The sequence below is a fragment of the Paenibacillus sp. FSL R5-0473 genome (assembly GCF_038004565.1).
GTDB lineage: Bacteria > Bacillota > Bacilli > Paenibacillales > Paenibacillaceae > Paenibacillus > Paenibacillus amylolyticus.
Genome location: NZ_JBBORL010000001.1, coordinates 1,034,848 through 1,049,668 on the forward strand (window position 1 = coordinate 1,034,848; position 14,821 = coordinate 1,049,668).

Here is a 14,821-nt window from a genome sequence, read left to right on the forward strand (position 1 = left end):
AAGTCCTCAGATCCGGCGTATTCCCATCTTGCTTTCACAACATGATCTTGTTGGAAACATATGCTGTCTGTCGCCGGATACATAACCTTCCGATTATTAACAAACAATGAATATAGGATTACACACATTGGCATTCAGCCGTAGCTTTGAACCATTTTCACATAGAGGAGGTCTTGTATCTTGCCAGCTCAATCTGCATCCGGAAGCGAAAAAAAATCATCGTCCCTGTCCATGGATGAAAAGGAGTACAAAAAAGTCGCAAAAAAACATGAGCCGCCTCGTCCAATCCTGAAAAATTGCCTCAAAGCATTTCTGGTTGGGGGTACCGTCTGTTTGATTGGACAGGCCATTCAAGAGGCTTTTATGGCCGGTTTCGACATGACATCGAAGGAAGCTTCCAGTCCTACGGTAGCGGTCATGATTCTCATATCGGTTATTCTAACGTGTCTCGGCGTTTACGATAAAATGGCTCAATGGGCAGGAGCGGGAACGGCTGTGCCGGTTACCGGATTTGCCAATTCCATGTGTTCTGCTGCACTGGAACATCGGGCTGAAGGACTGGTGCTCGGTGTAGGGGCCAACATGTTTAAACTTGCTGGTTCCGTTATTGTGTTTGGTGTCGTGGCAGCATTTGTCGTAGGGATCGTTTATGCCTTTTTGGGATTTGGAGGTGGGCACCTGTGAAACGATTGGGTCGCCAGACATGGCAGTTTGAGAATCGTCCGCGGATCATCGGTAAATCCGCAGTTGTAGGACCAGAAGAAGGCGAGGGTCCATTGTCATCTGATTTCGATTATGTCTACGACAACCTCGAGATCGGCGAGAAAACGTGGGAAAAGGGAGAACGTAAACTGCTCGAACAGGCCTCCCAACTGGCTTTGATAAATGCAAATATCACCAAGGAAGAGCTTCAATTTTTTGTTGGTGGAGATCTGATGAACCAGATTATCAGCAGTTCGTTTTCAGCGCGAAAACTGGGTGTGCCTTACTTGGGTGTCTTTGGAGCCTGTTCTACTTCCATGGAAACGTTAGCGTTAGCGTCCATGATCGTTGACTCCGGAGCTGGCGATTATGTCCTTGCAGGAACGGTGAGCCACAACTGTACGGTGGAGAAACAATTTCGGTATCCGACGGAGTATGGCTCCCAAAAGCCGCCTTATGCGCAATATACCGTCACAGGAGCAGGGTGTGGTGTGGTCTCCCGTACGGGTGATGGTCCCGTTGTTACCAAAGCCACCATTGGACGCATTATGGATTTGGGCATCAAAGATCCCTTTAATATGGGTTCAGCCATGGCGCCAGCAGCAGCCGACACTATAATCTCTCATTTCAGGGATACGGGATTGGAACCCGGCTATTATGATCTCATTGTGACCGGGGATCTGGCTTCCGTCGGTCTGCCAATTACGAAAGAGCTTTTGCAAAAAGAAGGCATTCCCATGGAACAGACGGTTTTTAATGACTGCGGCCTGATGATCTATGATCGGGAGAAACAGCCTTATGTGGTTGCCGGGGGAAGTGGCTGCGGATGTTCTGCCACCGTCACCTATGGTCACATTTTGAACCGGATGCAGAAGGGTGATCTTAAACGGGTGCTCGTCGTTGCTACGGGGGCGCTGTTATCTCCGATTTCGTACCAGCAGGGTGAAAGTATTCCTTGTATTGCACATGCCGTAGCCATAGAAAAGGAGGGATAAAGGTAATGCAGTTCTTGTGGGCATTTATTGTTGGCGGTTTAATCTGTGTTATCGGACAGCTTCTAATGGATGGGGTTAAACTGACCCCAGCTCATACCATGAGTACACTTGTTGTGACAGGTGCGCTTGCGGATGCATTTGGCGTGTATGACCCCTTGGTTAAATTTGCAGGTGCGGGTGCTACTATCCCCATCACAAGTTTCGGTAATTCCTTGGTGCACGGGGCATTGACGGAATTGGAAAAAGAGGGATGGCTGGGTGTGATTACAGGGATTTTCGATCTGACTGCGGCGGGAATATCGTCAGCGATCATCTTTTCTTTTCTCGCGGCATTGGTGGTTAGACCAAAAGGCTAACATAGAATGAGAAATCTCCTTGAACATATTGCGATTCAACAGAGGCTTCGGATAACTTTTATCCGGGCCTTTTTTGTCGTATTCATGCGTGAACTGCGGTGAATCTGACGGGCTGGAAACAAATTGTGAGTTCCTTCGAGTGTACTCGTGACTCTGGATCATGTACAATAAAAGGAAATCTGTATGCTTTTTTAGGAGGTTAGACCACATGCCTGTGCGCAAAGAGTCGATCCAAATCATATCCGCAGTTCGTTCTAATCTGGAATCCTGTATTATGGGGAAATCCTTTGAAATTCAACTTTTACTTACAGCTTTGCTTGCAGGCGGGCACGTTCTGATTGAAGACGTACCGGGAACTGGCAAAACGCAGTTAATCAAGGCGTTATCGAAATCCATGCGTGGTGAGTACCGGCGTATTCAATGTAATCCTGATATTTTACCTAGTGATATTACGGGCGTATCTGTGTTCCATCCGAAGGATGAGCGTTTTTATTTCCGACCAGGTCCTGTGATGACCAACATTTTGCTGGCTGATGAGATTAACCGGGCCACAACAAAAACCCAATCGGCTCTGCTCGAAGTGATGGAGGAGCGCAGCGTAACCGTTGATGGCGATACGTATGATCTGCCACATCCATTCATGCTCTGTGCAACTCAGAATCCGATTGATTTTGAAGGTACGTATACGTTGCCGGAAGCACAACTCGACCGGTTTATGTTGAAAATAAGTCTGGGTTATCCCGATAAGGAAATTGAGAAAATCCTATTGAAACAGCATCAGCTCGGTCAGCCTGTAGATCGCCTTGAATCCGTGACTCATATGGACCAGATCTCGGCAATTCAGCAGGAAATTAAAGAGGTCTTTATCGGTGATCCGGTCATGGACTATCTGCTTGATGTTGTTCGTCAAACCCGCTCCCACCCATCTGTATTACTGGGTGCCAGCCCACGGGCAGCCATATCGTTCATGATGGCCGTAAAAGCCTTTGCTTTCTTGCAGGAACGTGATTATGTGCTTCCGGATGATGTGAAAACGATGGCCCCTTATGTGATCTCTCATCGTATTGTGCTTCGTCCCGAATCGAGACTGGACAGTATGAGTTCCGAGGCCGTTTTGAATGCCGTACTCCAGCAAGTACGTGTGCCCGTCTCCATGGGGCAATAGTTCATGAAGCCGCTTTTGAGAACAGTCAATAGAGGGTTACGCCACCCACGCGTATGGAGCATCGCAATGGTGTGGATGTGCTGTCTGGCTTATGTTTTGTTTCAGGGCGGGAAGACATCCCTTATGCTGCTGTCGATGGTGACCCTGCTCTGTGTGTACCTTGCCATTGCTGGATTTAGCGGGGTAAGACGTGCTCAAGGAGTTCGTAGGTTATCTTCTGGTCCAGACCACGAAGAATTGCTGCATGCGGGTGACCAGGTTCAAGTACAGCTGAGTCTGACGATTCCGGGATTCCTCCCGCTTCCCTATGTTGTTGTGCGTGAAATGCTGCATCGGCATAACGGAGAATCGTGGTCGTTCAAGGAAAGTTTGATTCCCAATATGCGAGGTAATGGCCAGCTGTCATTCCAGACACCGCCACTTGAGCGGGGGAAGTATGTTTTTTCAGAAACGGAATGTGTTAGCGAGGACATATTCGGACTGATTGAACATCGAGGAAAGTTTAAGGCCAAAGGTGAGTTTCGCGTACTGCCAAGAACGGTATTTATTCCATATTGGCAGCTTTACGACCGCAAATCACGGTTATCCGGTCCTCAGACGGCGTTAACCCGCTCAAGGAGAGAGACCACTCAGATCAATGGTGTACGTGACTACGTATACGGAGATCGACTTTCCCGTATTCACTGGAATGCAACGGCAAAGACAGGGAACTGGAAGTCCAAGGAGTTTGAACATGAGTCTGTGCCCAAAACCATTCTGGTTCTGGATGCGCTGGCATCAAGTTATGAACATGGGGATGCATTTGAAATTGCCGTTTCCACGGCTGCCTCTCTGCTGGAGTATGGTGTCAGGGAACGAATGGGGATGGGGTTGTTGACATTGTCAGACCAGACATCCTTCATGGCCCCCAGTGAAAGTCTGATGGAACGACAGAAGATGATGCATCATCTGGTGGATATTCAATATAACGGTCAGGATACCCATTTGTTGCCCGGCGTGGAAAGAATCGCACGTCAACTGCCTCAGGGAGCTTACTTTGTTGTGATTTCTCCCCAGAAGGATGAAAAAATAATGGAACTGTTGCGCTGGGCCGATACGCGGGGCATGACGCCATGTCATATTCTGATCGATACCAGTGAATCCCGCCGGAGTGCCGAGTGGAATGCCATGTTGCGTGGAAGAGGCACGAGGTCATTCACTGTTTCTCACTTGCAGGAGCTTCCAACGGTGATGGGGGGAGGTTCTGTATGAGTACAAAAGGAAATGAAAGTATTGCAGGCAAACGATCCTGGTACCATGCAGCATCATTGCTCTGGATTTTCCTGATTGGAATGCAGTGGATTTCATTTACGCAGGAATCGTGGTACACGGAGACAACTTCTCTGGTGTTATGGACACTTGCAGCGGTCAGTGTGCTGGAGGTCATTCTGCCCTTCAAAACGATCTATCGGGCGATCATCAAGGCGGTCGTTGTTGGTTACATTTTGCATAAAACGCTGATTGATTATACGGTATACATCCCTTATGGCTCTTTAACGGACCGAGCGGAGCAATTCATATTACACATGACGCCGTACATCTGGTTCTCCCTGTGTGCATGGGTGATGCTTGAAGCTGCGCTTCGACTCGTGACCACAACACGTCGCATTCTTGTTTTTCTGGGTGTTAACATCATTTCGATGGGGATTCTCGATTCTTTCACCCAGATTCCACTCTGGATTGAAATCGCGTGGGTGATGTTTGCGGGGATGGGATGGCTCGTATGCCAGCATTTCCGTAACTATCAGCTACAGTATCCACAAGGTTGGAAACGAATCATCCGGTATCCTTATAAAGTCCTGGCCAATATTGCCATTATCTTTTCTTTGATTATTGTAGCCAGCGTTAATATGCCTGAGATTCCACCCACCTTGACGGACCCATATACGGCGTGGCGTAACTATACCGGAACTTCCACAAGTCAGGCTGGTAACGGAAACCTTGATATTCCCGCGGCTACCGAATCGGGATACAGCAGGGAAGACAATCAGCTTGGTGGAGGATTCAACTTCGACTATACCCCTGTCATGTCTGTCACGACCAATGAGCGTAGTTACTGGCGCGGTGAGACACGTGCAGAGTATACAGGCACAGGTTGGGATGACCGTGGACGGGGTACGACAGAGAATGTTCAAGCCGGACAGCCTCTGGAGAACCAAGAATCCGGTAATGTGAATACCAAACAAGTGACTCAGAATGTAACGATGCTGAATGATAATGTCTATCCGATTCTCTTTGGTGCTTATTCGATCTCGGAAGTGAGCTCAATTAATGGTGAGGACAGAACGGAACGGATGTTGTGGAATGCTGAACAGGCTGAACTGCACGTGGTGACAGACCGTCAGCAACCACAGTATCCCAAGACGTATACTATCGTATCGGAAGCCCCTGTGATTGTGGAAGATGAGCTTCGTACGAAGTCATTTGAAGATCTGTATAACAGTAATCCGGCAGATGATATGTACTTGCAGTTACCATCCCGTTTCCCTGACCGGGTGTCGAATCTGGCAGCCGAGATAACGGCATCTGCGAATACTCCGTATGAAAAAGTGGCATTACTGCAAAACTATTTACAAACTAATTTTGAATACACAAACAATCCGGATTTATCTCGAAAAGTAAGCAGCGACTTTGTGGAAGGTTTCCTGTTTGATATTATGGAAGGCTACTGTGACTATTTCTCCACTGCGCTGGTGATGATGGCGCGCTCGGAGGGCATTCCTGCAAGGTGGGTTAAAGGTTATGCGCCTGGACAATTGTCCCTGAATTCGGACATGCAGGCCCCACGTCAACCTGGTGCGGAGATTGAGACGACCTACACCGTTACCAATGCAGATGCACACTCCTGGGCAGAGGTTTATTTTGGTGAGTATGGCTGGATTCCTGTTGAAGCAACGCCGGGCTTTGATATGCCGCTGCTGACGGAACAGCCTGATGTACAACCTGTAGATGAGCCTGAAGAAGAGCCAGAAGAGGAGCCGGTACAAGAGGAAGAGCAGACCCCTGCACCTGAGCAGACTTCGTCTGCCATCCCAACTTTTGTTATCTGGGCTGCAGGAGCCATTATAGTATTGTGGGTAGCATACATGTTCTGGCGTAATCGTTTCTCCATGCGATTCTTCCTGCTTCGTCTACGGACAGGTGGACCGCTCACCCCTGAACAGAAGGTAGTGGCAGAGACCGAGCGTTGGATTCAGTATGTGAAACGCAAAGGGTTGACCCGGAGCGGAGACGAGACACTTCGTGAATCGGTAGCCCGCTGGAGCCAGGCAAAACCTGCTGCAGAAGCAACATTTTATGAGCTTCTCACGAAGTTTGAACAGACTCGTTACAGTCCGGCGTCCGTAACTGCCGACGACTGGAAGGGCGTCTATCAGACCGCCTTGAAGCTGCGGAAGGAACTGAAAGCGGAACGGGCATAGTTGTTGCCCGTCCCGTTTTTCCTTTTTTCCTATGCCATCAGGCGCTGTATGCATTTTCAGGAAAGACGGATTTGTGATATAGTGTGTCGTATGAAACTGAGGTGACTTCTTTGTTTAAAATGTTAATGCCCAAGCTGCGTGTAGACACGGTTTTTGACATTAATCTGGAAGAGCTGTACGCTCAAGGCTACCGTGGAATTATAACTGATCTGGATAACACACTCGTTGGAGCCAAAGCCCCTGACGCTACGCCCGAACTGATTGAATGGTTTGCACGTGTGAAAGAGGCAGGTTTCAAGCTGATGATTGTGTCCAATAACAATTTGAATCGTGTATCCCTGTTTGCGACCCCGCTGGATATCCAGTTTGTGCATAGTGCACGCAAACCATCGAATGTACCGTTTCGTAGAGCAATGAAAATGATGGAGTTATCTCCTGAAAACACGATTGTAGTAGGTGATCAGATGCTTACGGACGTTTATGGAGGGAACCGAATGGGGTTATATACCGTTCTGGTACTGCCAATCTCCATTGGGGACGAAGGTTTTATGACCCGCTTCAATCGACGCGTGGAACGGATTGCTCTAACGAGTTTACGCAGGAAAGGCTTATGGCTTGAGGAGGAAAAGAAGAAATGACAGAACCGCATAACGGCAATCTTGCCGTAAGGTGCAGCGGATGCGGCGTGCATCTGCAAACAGAAAATTCGGAATTACCAGGGTTTATCCCAGAGAAGGCACTGGATCGTGAACCGGTTATATGCCAGCGCTGTTTCCGCATCAAAAACTACAATGAGTCATCATCCGTTACGGTAGATCAGGACGAATTCCTGGCGCTGCTTAGCAAAATCGGGGATAAGGATGCACTTGTCATCCATATCGTTGATTTGTTTGACTTTGATGGCAGTATTATCTCCGGTCTGCAACGTTTTGTAGGCAATAATCCGGTATTGCTTGCTGTGAACAAAACGGACTTGCTTCCGAAAGTAACCAACTGGAACAAGGTTCGCAACTGGGTACAGAAGCAAGCCAAAGAACAAGGTTTGCGTACCGTCGATGTAGTCTTGTGCAGTGCAAAGCAAAACCAGGGCTTCGACCGACTGCTTGAGCTTGTGGGAACCTATCGCGAAGATCGTGACGTGTACGTGGTTGGCGGTACCAATGTGGGCAAATCCACACTGATTAACCGTCTGATTCGTGATTACAGTGATCTGGAGCAGGAACTGACCACATCCCGTTATCCGGGAACAACGCTGGATATGGTGAACATTCCGCTGGATGATGGAAAATATATTATTGATACGCCTGGAATCGTGTATCCATGGCGTTTCAGCGAGATTGTTTCACGTAAGGATCTCGCTGCCATCATGCCGGAAAAACCGCTTAAACCGGCTGTGTATCAGTTGAATTCCGGTCAGACGCTGTTCTTTGGCGGCATGGCTCGATTTGACTTTGTCGAAGGTGATCGCCAGTCGTTCACTTGTTTTATCAGCACTGCGCTAGATATTCACCGGACGAAGCTGGAGCGTGCAGATGACCTGTACCGCGACCACTTGGGAGAATTGTTGTCTCCACCAACCCGTGAGGATGCAGCAGAGATGGCTGAATGGACCAGACATGAATTCCGCATCAAACGCGGCAGTCAATCGGATGTATTCATCTCGGGTCTGGGTTGGATTAAGGTTAATGGCGATATTGGAGCGCTTGTTGCTGTTCATGCTCCAAAAGGCATTCGTGTACAGATCCGCCCATCCTTGATCTAGTAATCTCAGAAGCTGTACATCAGATGGATCGGAGGCGGACCTATGTCTGAGCAGAACGAATTCAACTCTTCACTTCCAGTGTTGCTTGGTGTTATGGGTGATCCTATTGCTCACTCCAAGTCTCCGGCAATGCACAATGCGGCTCTGAAGGCTGCAGAAGTGAATGGAATGTATATGCCACTGCATGTTCATCCGGATCAACTGGAAGCGGCAGTTCGGGGAATTGTGGCACTGGGCTATCGTGGTGTCAATGTCACCATCCCGCACAAAGAGCAGGTGATGCAGTATCTGGATGTGATCGATGAAAGTGCTCGCCTGATTGGTGCGGTGAATACCATCGTTAATGAAGGTGGAACACTGACAGGGTACAATACGGATGGTATTGGTTATGTCCGATCGCTGAAGGAAGAGGCTGTGCCTGAGCTTGCGGGTAAACGTATTGCTGTACTGGGAGCAGGTGGAGCAGCGAGAGGTGTCATATATGCACTTGCATTGGAGAAGCCTGAACGCATCCACATTCTGAACCGTACAGCGGACAGAGCTATTGCACTTGCTTCGGATTTACGAGGCCATGGCTTGGGAGAAATCTCGGGCAGTGGCATGGAAGACGCTACAACGGTACTGGCTACGGCTGATATCGTGATTAACACAACGGCTGCCGGAATGCACCCGCATGTTGATGACGTGCCGGTTGATCCCGCACTAATTCGTGAAGGCGCAGCTGTGAGTGATCTGATCTATAATCCGCTGGAAACTCGCCTGCTTCGGGAGTCGCGGTTACGTGGATGCACAGTGCACGGTGGTCTGGGTATGTTTGTATATCAGGGCGCTGTAGCCTTTGAACATTGGCTCGGCATTCCCGCTCCTGTGGAGACAATGAGACGAGCGGTACTAAACAGTTTTGAAGTGTGAAAATGATATTAAGAGTACAGGCAGACGACGAGTGCAGAACCAATCTGAAGAAACGAAGTGGTCGCATTTATCACCGGATTTTCCCTTTGTGAAAAGGAATCAGAAAAATCTGGGGATAACAGCGATCGGAAGATGGTACTGCACTCGGAGTCACCTTGTGTACTCAGTGATCATTTTTACCATTGAAAAATAATAATTGAATGGTCAGGTCCGGACAGTTTTTGCGCTGTCGATCAGGGCCTGCTCAACATAAGGAGTATGGAGTATTCATGTTAAACGGTAAACAAAAGCGCTTTTTGCGGTCACAGGCACATCACCTGACCCCTGTATTTCAGATTGGTAAAGGTGGAACCAACGAGCACCTGTTCCGTCACATCGAAGATGCGATTGAGAAGCGCGAATTGATGAAAGTGCAAGTGTTGAACAACAATGACGAGGACAGAAAAGAGATGGCAGAAGAAGTTGCCCGTGAAACGGGAAGTGAGCTTGTACAACTCATCGGTAACACAATCATCTTGTACAAAGAATCTCGCGATAACAAACAAATCGAACTACCTAGATAAGGGAGCGTGACGCAGGTGAAGATCGGCATCATGGGTGGTACGTTTGATCCGATCCACATGGGACACCTCCTGGCAGCTGAAGCGGCAAGGGATTCACATGCACTGGATGAGATCTGGTTCATGCCTTCCCATGTTCCACCTCACAAACGCGGAGCCGGAGCTTCGGGACAGCAACGTCTCGATATGACGGAAGCGGCTGTGAAGGGTGTGCAGCAATATGAGGTGCTGGGTATCGAGATGGAATTGGGCGGAGTGTCTTATACCATCGATACGATGAAGGAACTGTGGCGTCGCCATCCTGAACATGAATTTTATTTCATTATCGGGGCGGATATGGTGAACTATCTCCCCAAATGGGAGCAGATTGAAGAGCTTGCAGAACGCTTAACCTTTATCGGAGTTGGTCGGCCGGGCTTCCAGTTACATCTGGATGATTTACCAGACGAGTTACAGGATCGGGTCCTGCTGGCCGAGATGCCCTTGGTCGATATTTCATCGACAGCCGTACGCAGACGTCTGGCCAAAGGTCATTCGGTACGCTTCATGATTCCTGATGAAGTGCACCAATACATTGTAAGGAGCGGTTTATATGGCACTAAGCCGTGATGAACTGATTCAAGCCGTATCCGGACAAATGCCGGAAAAACGCTGGAAGCATACACTGGGTGTAATGGAATCGTCAGTGATGTTGGCTGAAAAATACGGTGCTGATCCTGTGAAAGCAGATCTGGCAGCGATATTGCATGATGTGGCGAAGTACTGGCCCGTAGCGGAGATGGAAGCGGTCATTCGTGATAACGGATTAAACCAGGAACTTCTGCAGCATGACAAGCAACTCTGGCATTCCGAAGTCGGTGCTTTTGTAGCCATGCGTGATCACGGTGTGGAAGATTCCGAAGTTATTAATGCCATCCGGTGGCATACCTCGGGTCGGGTAGGCATGAGCTTGCTGGACAAAGTGGTATGTCTTGCCGATTACATTGAACCGGGACGAGATTTCCCGGGAGTGGATCACATTCGCGAACAGGCTGAACGTAGTCTGGAGGAAGGTTTAATTGCCGGATTCGATTCGACGATCAGCTTGCTGATCTCGCAACGACGTGTCATTTATCCTTTGACCATGCTGTCGCGGAATGACTTAATTGCACAATTATAGATTATGGAGGTTGGTTCATGACAGTATCATCGAAAGAACTTATGAATATGGCGGTTGCTGCCGCTGACGACAAAAAGGCATCCAACATTGTAGCGTTGGATCTGATTAATGTTTCCCTGGTGGCAGATTATTTTGTTATTTGTCACGGGAATTCCGATACACAGGTACAAGCCATTGCCACTGAAATTCGCAAACAGGCTCATGCAGCCGGAGCGACGATCAAAGGTATCGAAGGTATGGATTCCGCACGTTGGGTATTGATGGACATGGGCGATGTTGTTGTTCATATCTTCCACCGTGACGAGCGCGAATACTACAACATTGAACGACTATGGTCTGATGCCAAAGTGGTGGAAACTGTATGAGTTTGATTGCTGGAACAGTCGTCTCTTTGGCGGTTTCACGTGAAGTGTCTCCGTTTGGCTTCTTTTTGACGACAGGATCGGAAGATGTACTGCTTCACTACACCGAGTTAACACGGGATATTAAAATTGGTGAGACGCTTGAGGTATTTGTATTCTTTGATACAGAAGATCGTCTGGCCGTAACGATGAAAAAGCCTTATCTCATGCTAGGCGAAATGGCACGACTGGTTGTGGCAGATGTTCACCCACGACTGGGCTGTTTCCTGGAAATGGGCCTTGGACGGCAATTGCTACTTCCTATTCGTGAATTGCCTGAACTGGAAGAATTGCGTCCTCAAGTGGGGGATGAAGTCTTTGTAATCATGGAACATGACAAGCAGGGACGTCTGCGTGCCAAATTGGCCGGGGAACGTGAGCTTTCACCATTGTCTTTCCATGCGCCAACTTCATGGTTAAACGAGTGGGTTGAAGCGACGGTATACAAACCACTGCAGATGGGTACTTTTGTACTTGTAGAGGGCGGTGTACTGGGCTTTGGCGCAATTGGTATGATTCATTCATCCGAACGTAGTCATATGCTGCGTCTTGGTGAAAAAGTGAAATGTCGGGTGACACTGGTACGTGAAGACGGACGTGTGAATCTGGCGATGACTCAACTCAAACAAGTTGGACGTAACGAAGATGCAGACAAGCTGCTCGCCTTTATGAAAGAACGCCCTATGGGTGGCATGCCATACTCGGATGCAACTCCGCCGGATATCATCAAGCAACGCTTTGGCATCAGTAAGTCTGCCTTCAAGCGTGCCTTGGGCAAATTGATGAAGGACGGACTGGTGGTCCAAAAGGAAAGCTGGACGTATCTGTCCGAATCTGCTCCTGCGGATCAAAGTGAAAACAAGTAATCTTCCTGATTAAATAGTTGTAATATGGAACTCGGATAAGGCAGGGATAGGCTGGGTAAACACCGGATGCCCCTGCTTTTTCTTTTGTTATATAAATTGAACTAAACATTTACACGAAACGGAGAGGACAGAAAGAACCTGAAGAAGCGGAGCGTTCGCCTTTATCCCCGGATTTAAACCTTTATAAAAGGAATAAAAAAAATCTGGGGATAACAGCGATCGGAAGGTTGTTCTGTCATTGGAGTGTCCAGTGTAAATATTCTTTGGTTCAACTTATATAGATCAATTCGAAAATGAAATTGAAAGTGCGGTGCCTGACATGTCTTACCGGAAATTTGCCTATGTGTATGATGAATTAATGGAAGATATGCCTTATCCGGACTGGATAAGGTTTGCAAGAACAGCATGGGAAAAGCATGGAATGCCCAAAAGTGTCGCTGAACTTGGCTGTGGAACGGGCTCCATTACGATCCCGCTCGTGAACTCCGGTTTCGAAGTTACAGGCATTGACCTCTCATCAGATATGCTGTCGGTTGCGCGCAGCAAGATGGAGGCTACGCCTCAGGGTCATCGCTTGTATCGCGAGGGCAGTGTCCGTTGGGTGCAGCAGGATATGCGGGAATGGCGAGTTCCGGAACCTGTGGATTCGGTGATATCTTTCTGTGATTGCGTCAATTACCTGCTTGAACAAGAAGATGTCGTTCGAACATTCCAGCGGACATACGAGATGCTGAAGCCTGATGGAACGTTCCTGTTTGATGTGCATCATCCCAATACCCTTATTCGTTATGATGAGGAGCAGCCTTTTGTACTGGATGAGCGCTCCGTGTCGTATATTTGGACATGTGATCTGGATCAGGATCGCTGTGAGATCGAACATCATCTCAGTATTTTTTCGCGTGTGGATGATGGTAGCAAGGATATGTATCAGCGGTTTGAAGAAGTTCATGTCCAGCGTGCATATAACCCGGACTGGATGAAGCTTGAGTTGTCCAAGGCAGGTTTTAGAGACGTGAAGGTATATGCGGATTTTGAATGGAAAGAAGCTGGAGACAGCGCACAGCGCTTGTTCTACGTTGCTGTGAAGTAAGAGTGAATAATGAGAACTGTCCTTATGGTCCATAAGGGCAGTTTTTTGTTTGATTTTTTATGGAGAATGAATAGCAATAGTCTTAAATAGGCTAAAGGAATGCAAGAAAAGACATAATCACGTGACAAAAAGTATTGCCAGTTAAAGTAAAGGAGGCGATAATAGTCGGATAGAAAGCGTTTTCTGAGAAGATAAATCAATTGTCAATGTGAGGTGTAAAAATGGAAAGTACATATAAAACAAGACTTTCGTCAGAACAGTTGAATGCAATAATAGAGCAGCATTTCTCTGCAAGTATAGAGGACTACAAGGAAATGGTGGATGGCTGGGCCAATCATGCATATCTCATCACACTGAGTGACGAACAGCGAGTGGTACTGAAAATTGCACCGTCGGCTTCGACAAATCTGATGCGTTGTGAACAGGATCTCATGATTGCTGAGGTTGAGGCACTACGCCTCATCACGGAGCTACAGGATGTTCCCGTACCCCAAGTGTTGGCTTATGATGATTCGTTAACTATGGCTTCAGCGCGTTATTTTATCATGGAGTACATGTCTGGAGCGCCCTATAATCAGGTCAAGGATCAATATTCTGCGGAAGAACAGGAGGCCATTGAACACCAGCTCGGTCGGTACAATCGTCGAATTAATGAAATCAAGGGCGAGCAGTTTGGATATTTCTCGGAGCAAAAACAGCGATATTCCACATGGAAAGATGCATTTATGAATCTGATGGATGACATTCTTACCGACGGGGAAGAAGCCGGGATTACATTTTCGATCGATTACCCTGAATTGAGACGCCTGATTGAAGAAAAATCGGATGTGCTGGACGATGTCAAAGAACCTGTGCTTATCAGTTGGGATCTGTGGGATGGCAATGTACTAGTGGACGCGGGTCGAATCACAGCGATTATTGATTTTGAACGTTCACTGTGGGCAGATACTCTGATGGAGCATTATTTCAGTCATTTTAACTATACGCCTGGTTTTGTGAAAGGGTATGGGCATGAGATTACGACTGAAAGTGAACTGAAAAGAAGAAGTCTCTATGACTTGTACTTTGATCTGGTGCTGCGCATTGAGTGCGCTTATCGTCAATATGATAATCAGGAACATGTGAATTGGACCATTCATAATCTGGAGGAAGGCATTGAGCGTTTTCGGTTATCCTGAACAGCAACGAGTATTATTGAACGGTACGAACCGTATGACTTAAAAGGGTCATTATAACGTGTAATATTGACTTTGGGCTTGCTTTTTTATATAATGGTCCCGATATTGTATACATATTTCGATGATAAGGATCAGTAGTAATTCCTGTACATAACAGAGAGCCGGCGGTTGGTGCAAGCCGGTTGACAGTGATTTGCGAACTCGCCTTGGAGAA

General features: G+C 47.7%; 16 protein-coding genes and 1 other annotated feature (1 of these 17 cut by a window edge). All 16 genes read left to right on the plus strand.

The window, feature by feature from the left end; genetic code table 11:
• Positions 1-180 precede the first annotated feature (180 nt).
• The 16 genes from spoVAC to MKY28_RS04520 all read left to right on the plus strand — a co-directional run bounded on the left by spoVAC (position 181) and on the right by MKY28_RS04520 (position 14,607).
• Positions 181-684, plus strand: a complete 504-nt coding sequence (gene spoVAC, locus MKY28_RS04445) for a stage V sporulation protein AC (RefSeq protein WP_036615164.1) — start codon at positions 181-183, stop codon at positions 682-684.
• Positions 681-1,697 (plus strand): stage V sporulation protein AD, encoded by a 1,017-nt coding sequence (spoVAD, locus tag MKY28_RS04450; protein ID WP_036615162.1) that lies wholly within the window; start codon positions 681-683, stop codon positions 1,695-1,697. The genes spoVAC and spoVAD overlap by 4 nt, the downstream gene beginning before the upstream one ends.
• Positions 1,698-1,702: 5 nt before the next feature.
• Entirely contained in the window at positions 1,703-2,053 is a 351-nt protein-coding gene (spoVAE, locus tag MKY28_RS04455; RefSeq protein ID WP_036615159.1) for a stage V sporulation protein AE, read from the plus strand.
• A gap of 208 nt (positions 2,054-2,261) precedes the next feature.
• Positions 2,262-3,218, plus strand: coding sequence for an AAA family ATPase (locus MKY28_RS04460; protein WP_036615157.1), 957 nt, complete (start codon positions 2,262-2,264; stop codon positions 3,216-3,218).
• A 3-nt stretch (positions 3,219-3,221) separates the two neighbouring features.
• Positions 3,222-4,469, plus strand: coding sequence for a DUF58 domain-containing protein (locus MKY28_RS04465; protein ID WP_445670884.1), 1,248 nt, complete (start codon positions 3,222-3,224; stop codon positions 4,467-4,469).
• A complete protein-coding gene (locus tag MKY28_RS04470) occupies positions 4,466-6,679 on the plus strand; it encodes a DUF4129 domain-containing transglutaminase family protein (protein ID WP_340935132.1) in 2,214 nt (737 codons plus the stop codon). The genes MKY28_RS04465 and MKY28_RS04470 overlap by 4 nt, the downstream gene beginning before the upstream one ends.
• A 110-nt stretch (positions 6,680-6,789) precedes the next feature.
• Positions 6,790-7,317, plus strand: a complete 528-nt coding sequence (locus MKY28_RS04475) for a YqeG family HAD IIIA-type phosphatase (RefSeq protein ID WP_036615148.1) — start codon at positions 6,790-6,792, stop codon at positions 7,315-7,317.
• Complete coding sequence (yqeH, locus tag MKY28_RS04480) at positions 7,314-8,441, plus strand: ribosome biogenesis GTPase YqeH (protein WP_017687184.1); 1,128 nt, start codon at positions 7,314-7,316, stop codon at positions 8,439-8,441. Before MKY28_RS04475 ends, yqeH begins: the two co-directional genes overlap by 4 nt.
• Positions 8,442-8,483: 42 nt before the next feature.
• Positions 8,484-9,353, plus strand: coding sequence for a shikimate dehydrogenase (aroE, locus tag MKY28_RS04485; RefSeq protein ID WP_340935134.1), 870 nt, complete (start codon positions 8,484-8,486; stop codon positions 9,351-9,353).
• 269 nt (positions 9,354-9,622) lie between these two features.
• Positions 9,623-9,916, plus strand: coding sequence for a ribosome assembly RNA-binding protein YhbY (yhbY, locus tag MKY28_RS04490; RefSeq protein ID WP_017687186.1), 294 nt, complete (start codon positions 9,623-9,625; stop codon positions 9,914-9,916).
• 15 nt (positions 9,917-9,931) lie between these two features.
• Positions 9,932-10,522, plus strand: a complete 591-nt coding sequence (locus MKY28_RS04495; RefSeq protein ID WP_074095918.1) for a nicotinate-nucleotide adenylyltransferase — start codon at positions 9,932-9,934, stop codon at positions 10,520-10,522.
• A complete protein-coding gene (gene yqeK, locus MKY28_RS04500) occupies positions 10,506-11,072 on the plus strand; it encodes a bis(5'-nucleosyl)-tetraphosphatase (symmetrical) YqeK (RefSeq protein ID WP_340935136.1) in 567 nt (188 codons plus the stop codon). The genes MKY28_RS04495 and yqeK overlap by 17 nt, the downstream gene beginning before the upstream one ends.
• A 17-nt stretch (positions 11,073-11,089) precedes the next feature.
• Positions 11,090-11,437 (plus strand): ribosome silencing factor, encoded by a 348-nt coding sequence (gene rsfS, locus MKY28_RS04505; protein WP_036615136.1) that lies wholly within the window; start codon positions 11,090-11,092, stop codon positions 11,435-11,437.
• The gene (locus MKY28_RS04510) at positions 11,434-12,339 is read left to right on the plus strand and encodes a CvfB family protein (RefSeq protein WP_340935138.1); all 906 of its coding nucleotides are present in this window, start codon (positions 11,434-11,436) and stop codon (positions 12,337-12,339) included. The genes rsfS and MKY28_RS04510 overlap by 4 nt, the downstream gene beginning before the upstream one ends.
• 319 nt (positions 12,340-12,658) lie before the next feature.
• On the plus strand, positions 12,659-13,429 hold the full coding sequence (locus tag MKY28_RS04515; RefSeq protein ID WP_076254435.1) for a class I SAM-dependent DNA methyltransferase: 771 nt from the start codon (positions 12,659-12,661) through the stop codon (positions 13,427-13,429).
• A 221-nt stretch (positions 13,430-13,650) separates the two neighbouring features.
• The gene (locus tag MKY28_RS04520; protein WP_340935140.1) at positions 13,651-14,607 is read left to right on the plus strand and encodes a phosphotransferase family protein; all 957 of its coding nucleotides are present in this window, start codon (positions 13,651-13,653) and stop codon (positions 14,605-14,607) included.
• Between the two features lie 112 nt (positions 14,608-14,719).
• Positions 14,720-14,821 (plus strand) — a binding site (T-box leader); it runs 168 nt beyond the window's last position.

Bases quoted from the DNA above. Each gene is read 5' to 3' on its own strand.
- spoVAE (WP_036615159.1), top strand. From the start codon at position 1,703: ATGCAGTTCTTGTGGGCATTTATTGTTGGCGGTTTAATCTGTGTTATC.
- aroE (WP_340935134.1), top strand. From the start codon at position 8,484: ATGTCTGAGCAGAACGAATTCAACTCTTCACTTCCAGTGTTGCTTGGT.
- rsfS (WP_036615136.1), top strand. From the start codon at position 11,090: ATGACAGTATCATCGAAAGAACTTATGAATATGGCGGTTGCTGCCGCT.
- yhbY (WP_017687186.1), top strand. From the start codon at position 9,623: ATGTTAAACGGTAAACAAAAGCGCTTTTTGCGGTCACAGGCACATCAC.
- MKY28_RS04465 (WP_445670884.1), top strand. From the start codon at position 3,222: ATGAAGCCGCTTTTGAGAACAGTCAATAGAGGGTTACGCCACCCACGC.
- MKY28_RS04470 (WP_340935132.1), top strand. From the start codon at position 4,466: ATGAGTACAAAAGGAAATGAAAGTATTGCAGGCAAACGATCCTGGTAC.
- MKY28_RS04515 (WP_076254435.1), top strand. From the start codon at position 12,659: ATGTCTTACCGGAAATTTGCCTATGTGTATGATGAATTAATGGAAGAT.
- MKY28_RS04460 (WP_036615157.1), top strand. From the start codon at position 2,262: ATGCCTGTGCGCAAAGAGTCGATCCAAATCATATCCGCAGTTCGTTCT.
- yqeH (WP_017687184.1), top strand. From the start codon at position 7,314: ATGACAGAACCGCATAACGGCAATCTTGCCGTAAGGTGCAGCGGATGC.
- MKY28_RS04520 (WP_340935140.1), top strand. From the start codon at position 13,651: ATGGAAAGTACATATAAAACAAGACTTTCGTCAGAACAGTTGAATGCA.
- yqeK (WP_340935136.1), top strand. From the start codon at position 10,506: ATGGCACTAAGCCGTGATGAACTGATTCAAGCCGTATCCGGACAAATG.
- MKY28_RS04510 (WP_340935138.1), top strand. From the start codon at position 11,434: ATGAGTTTGATTGCTGGAACAGTCGTCTCTTTGGCGGTTTCACGTGAA.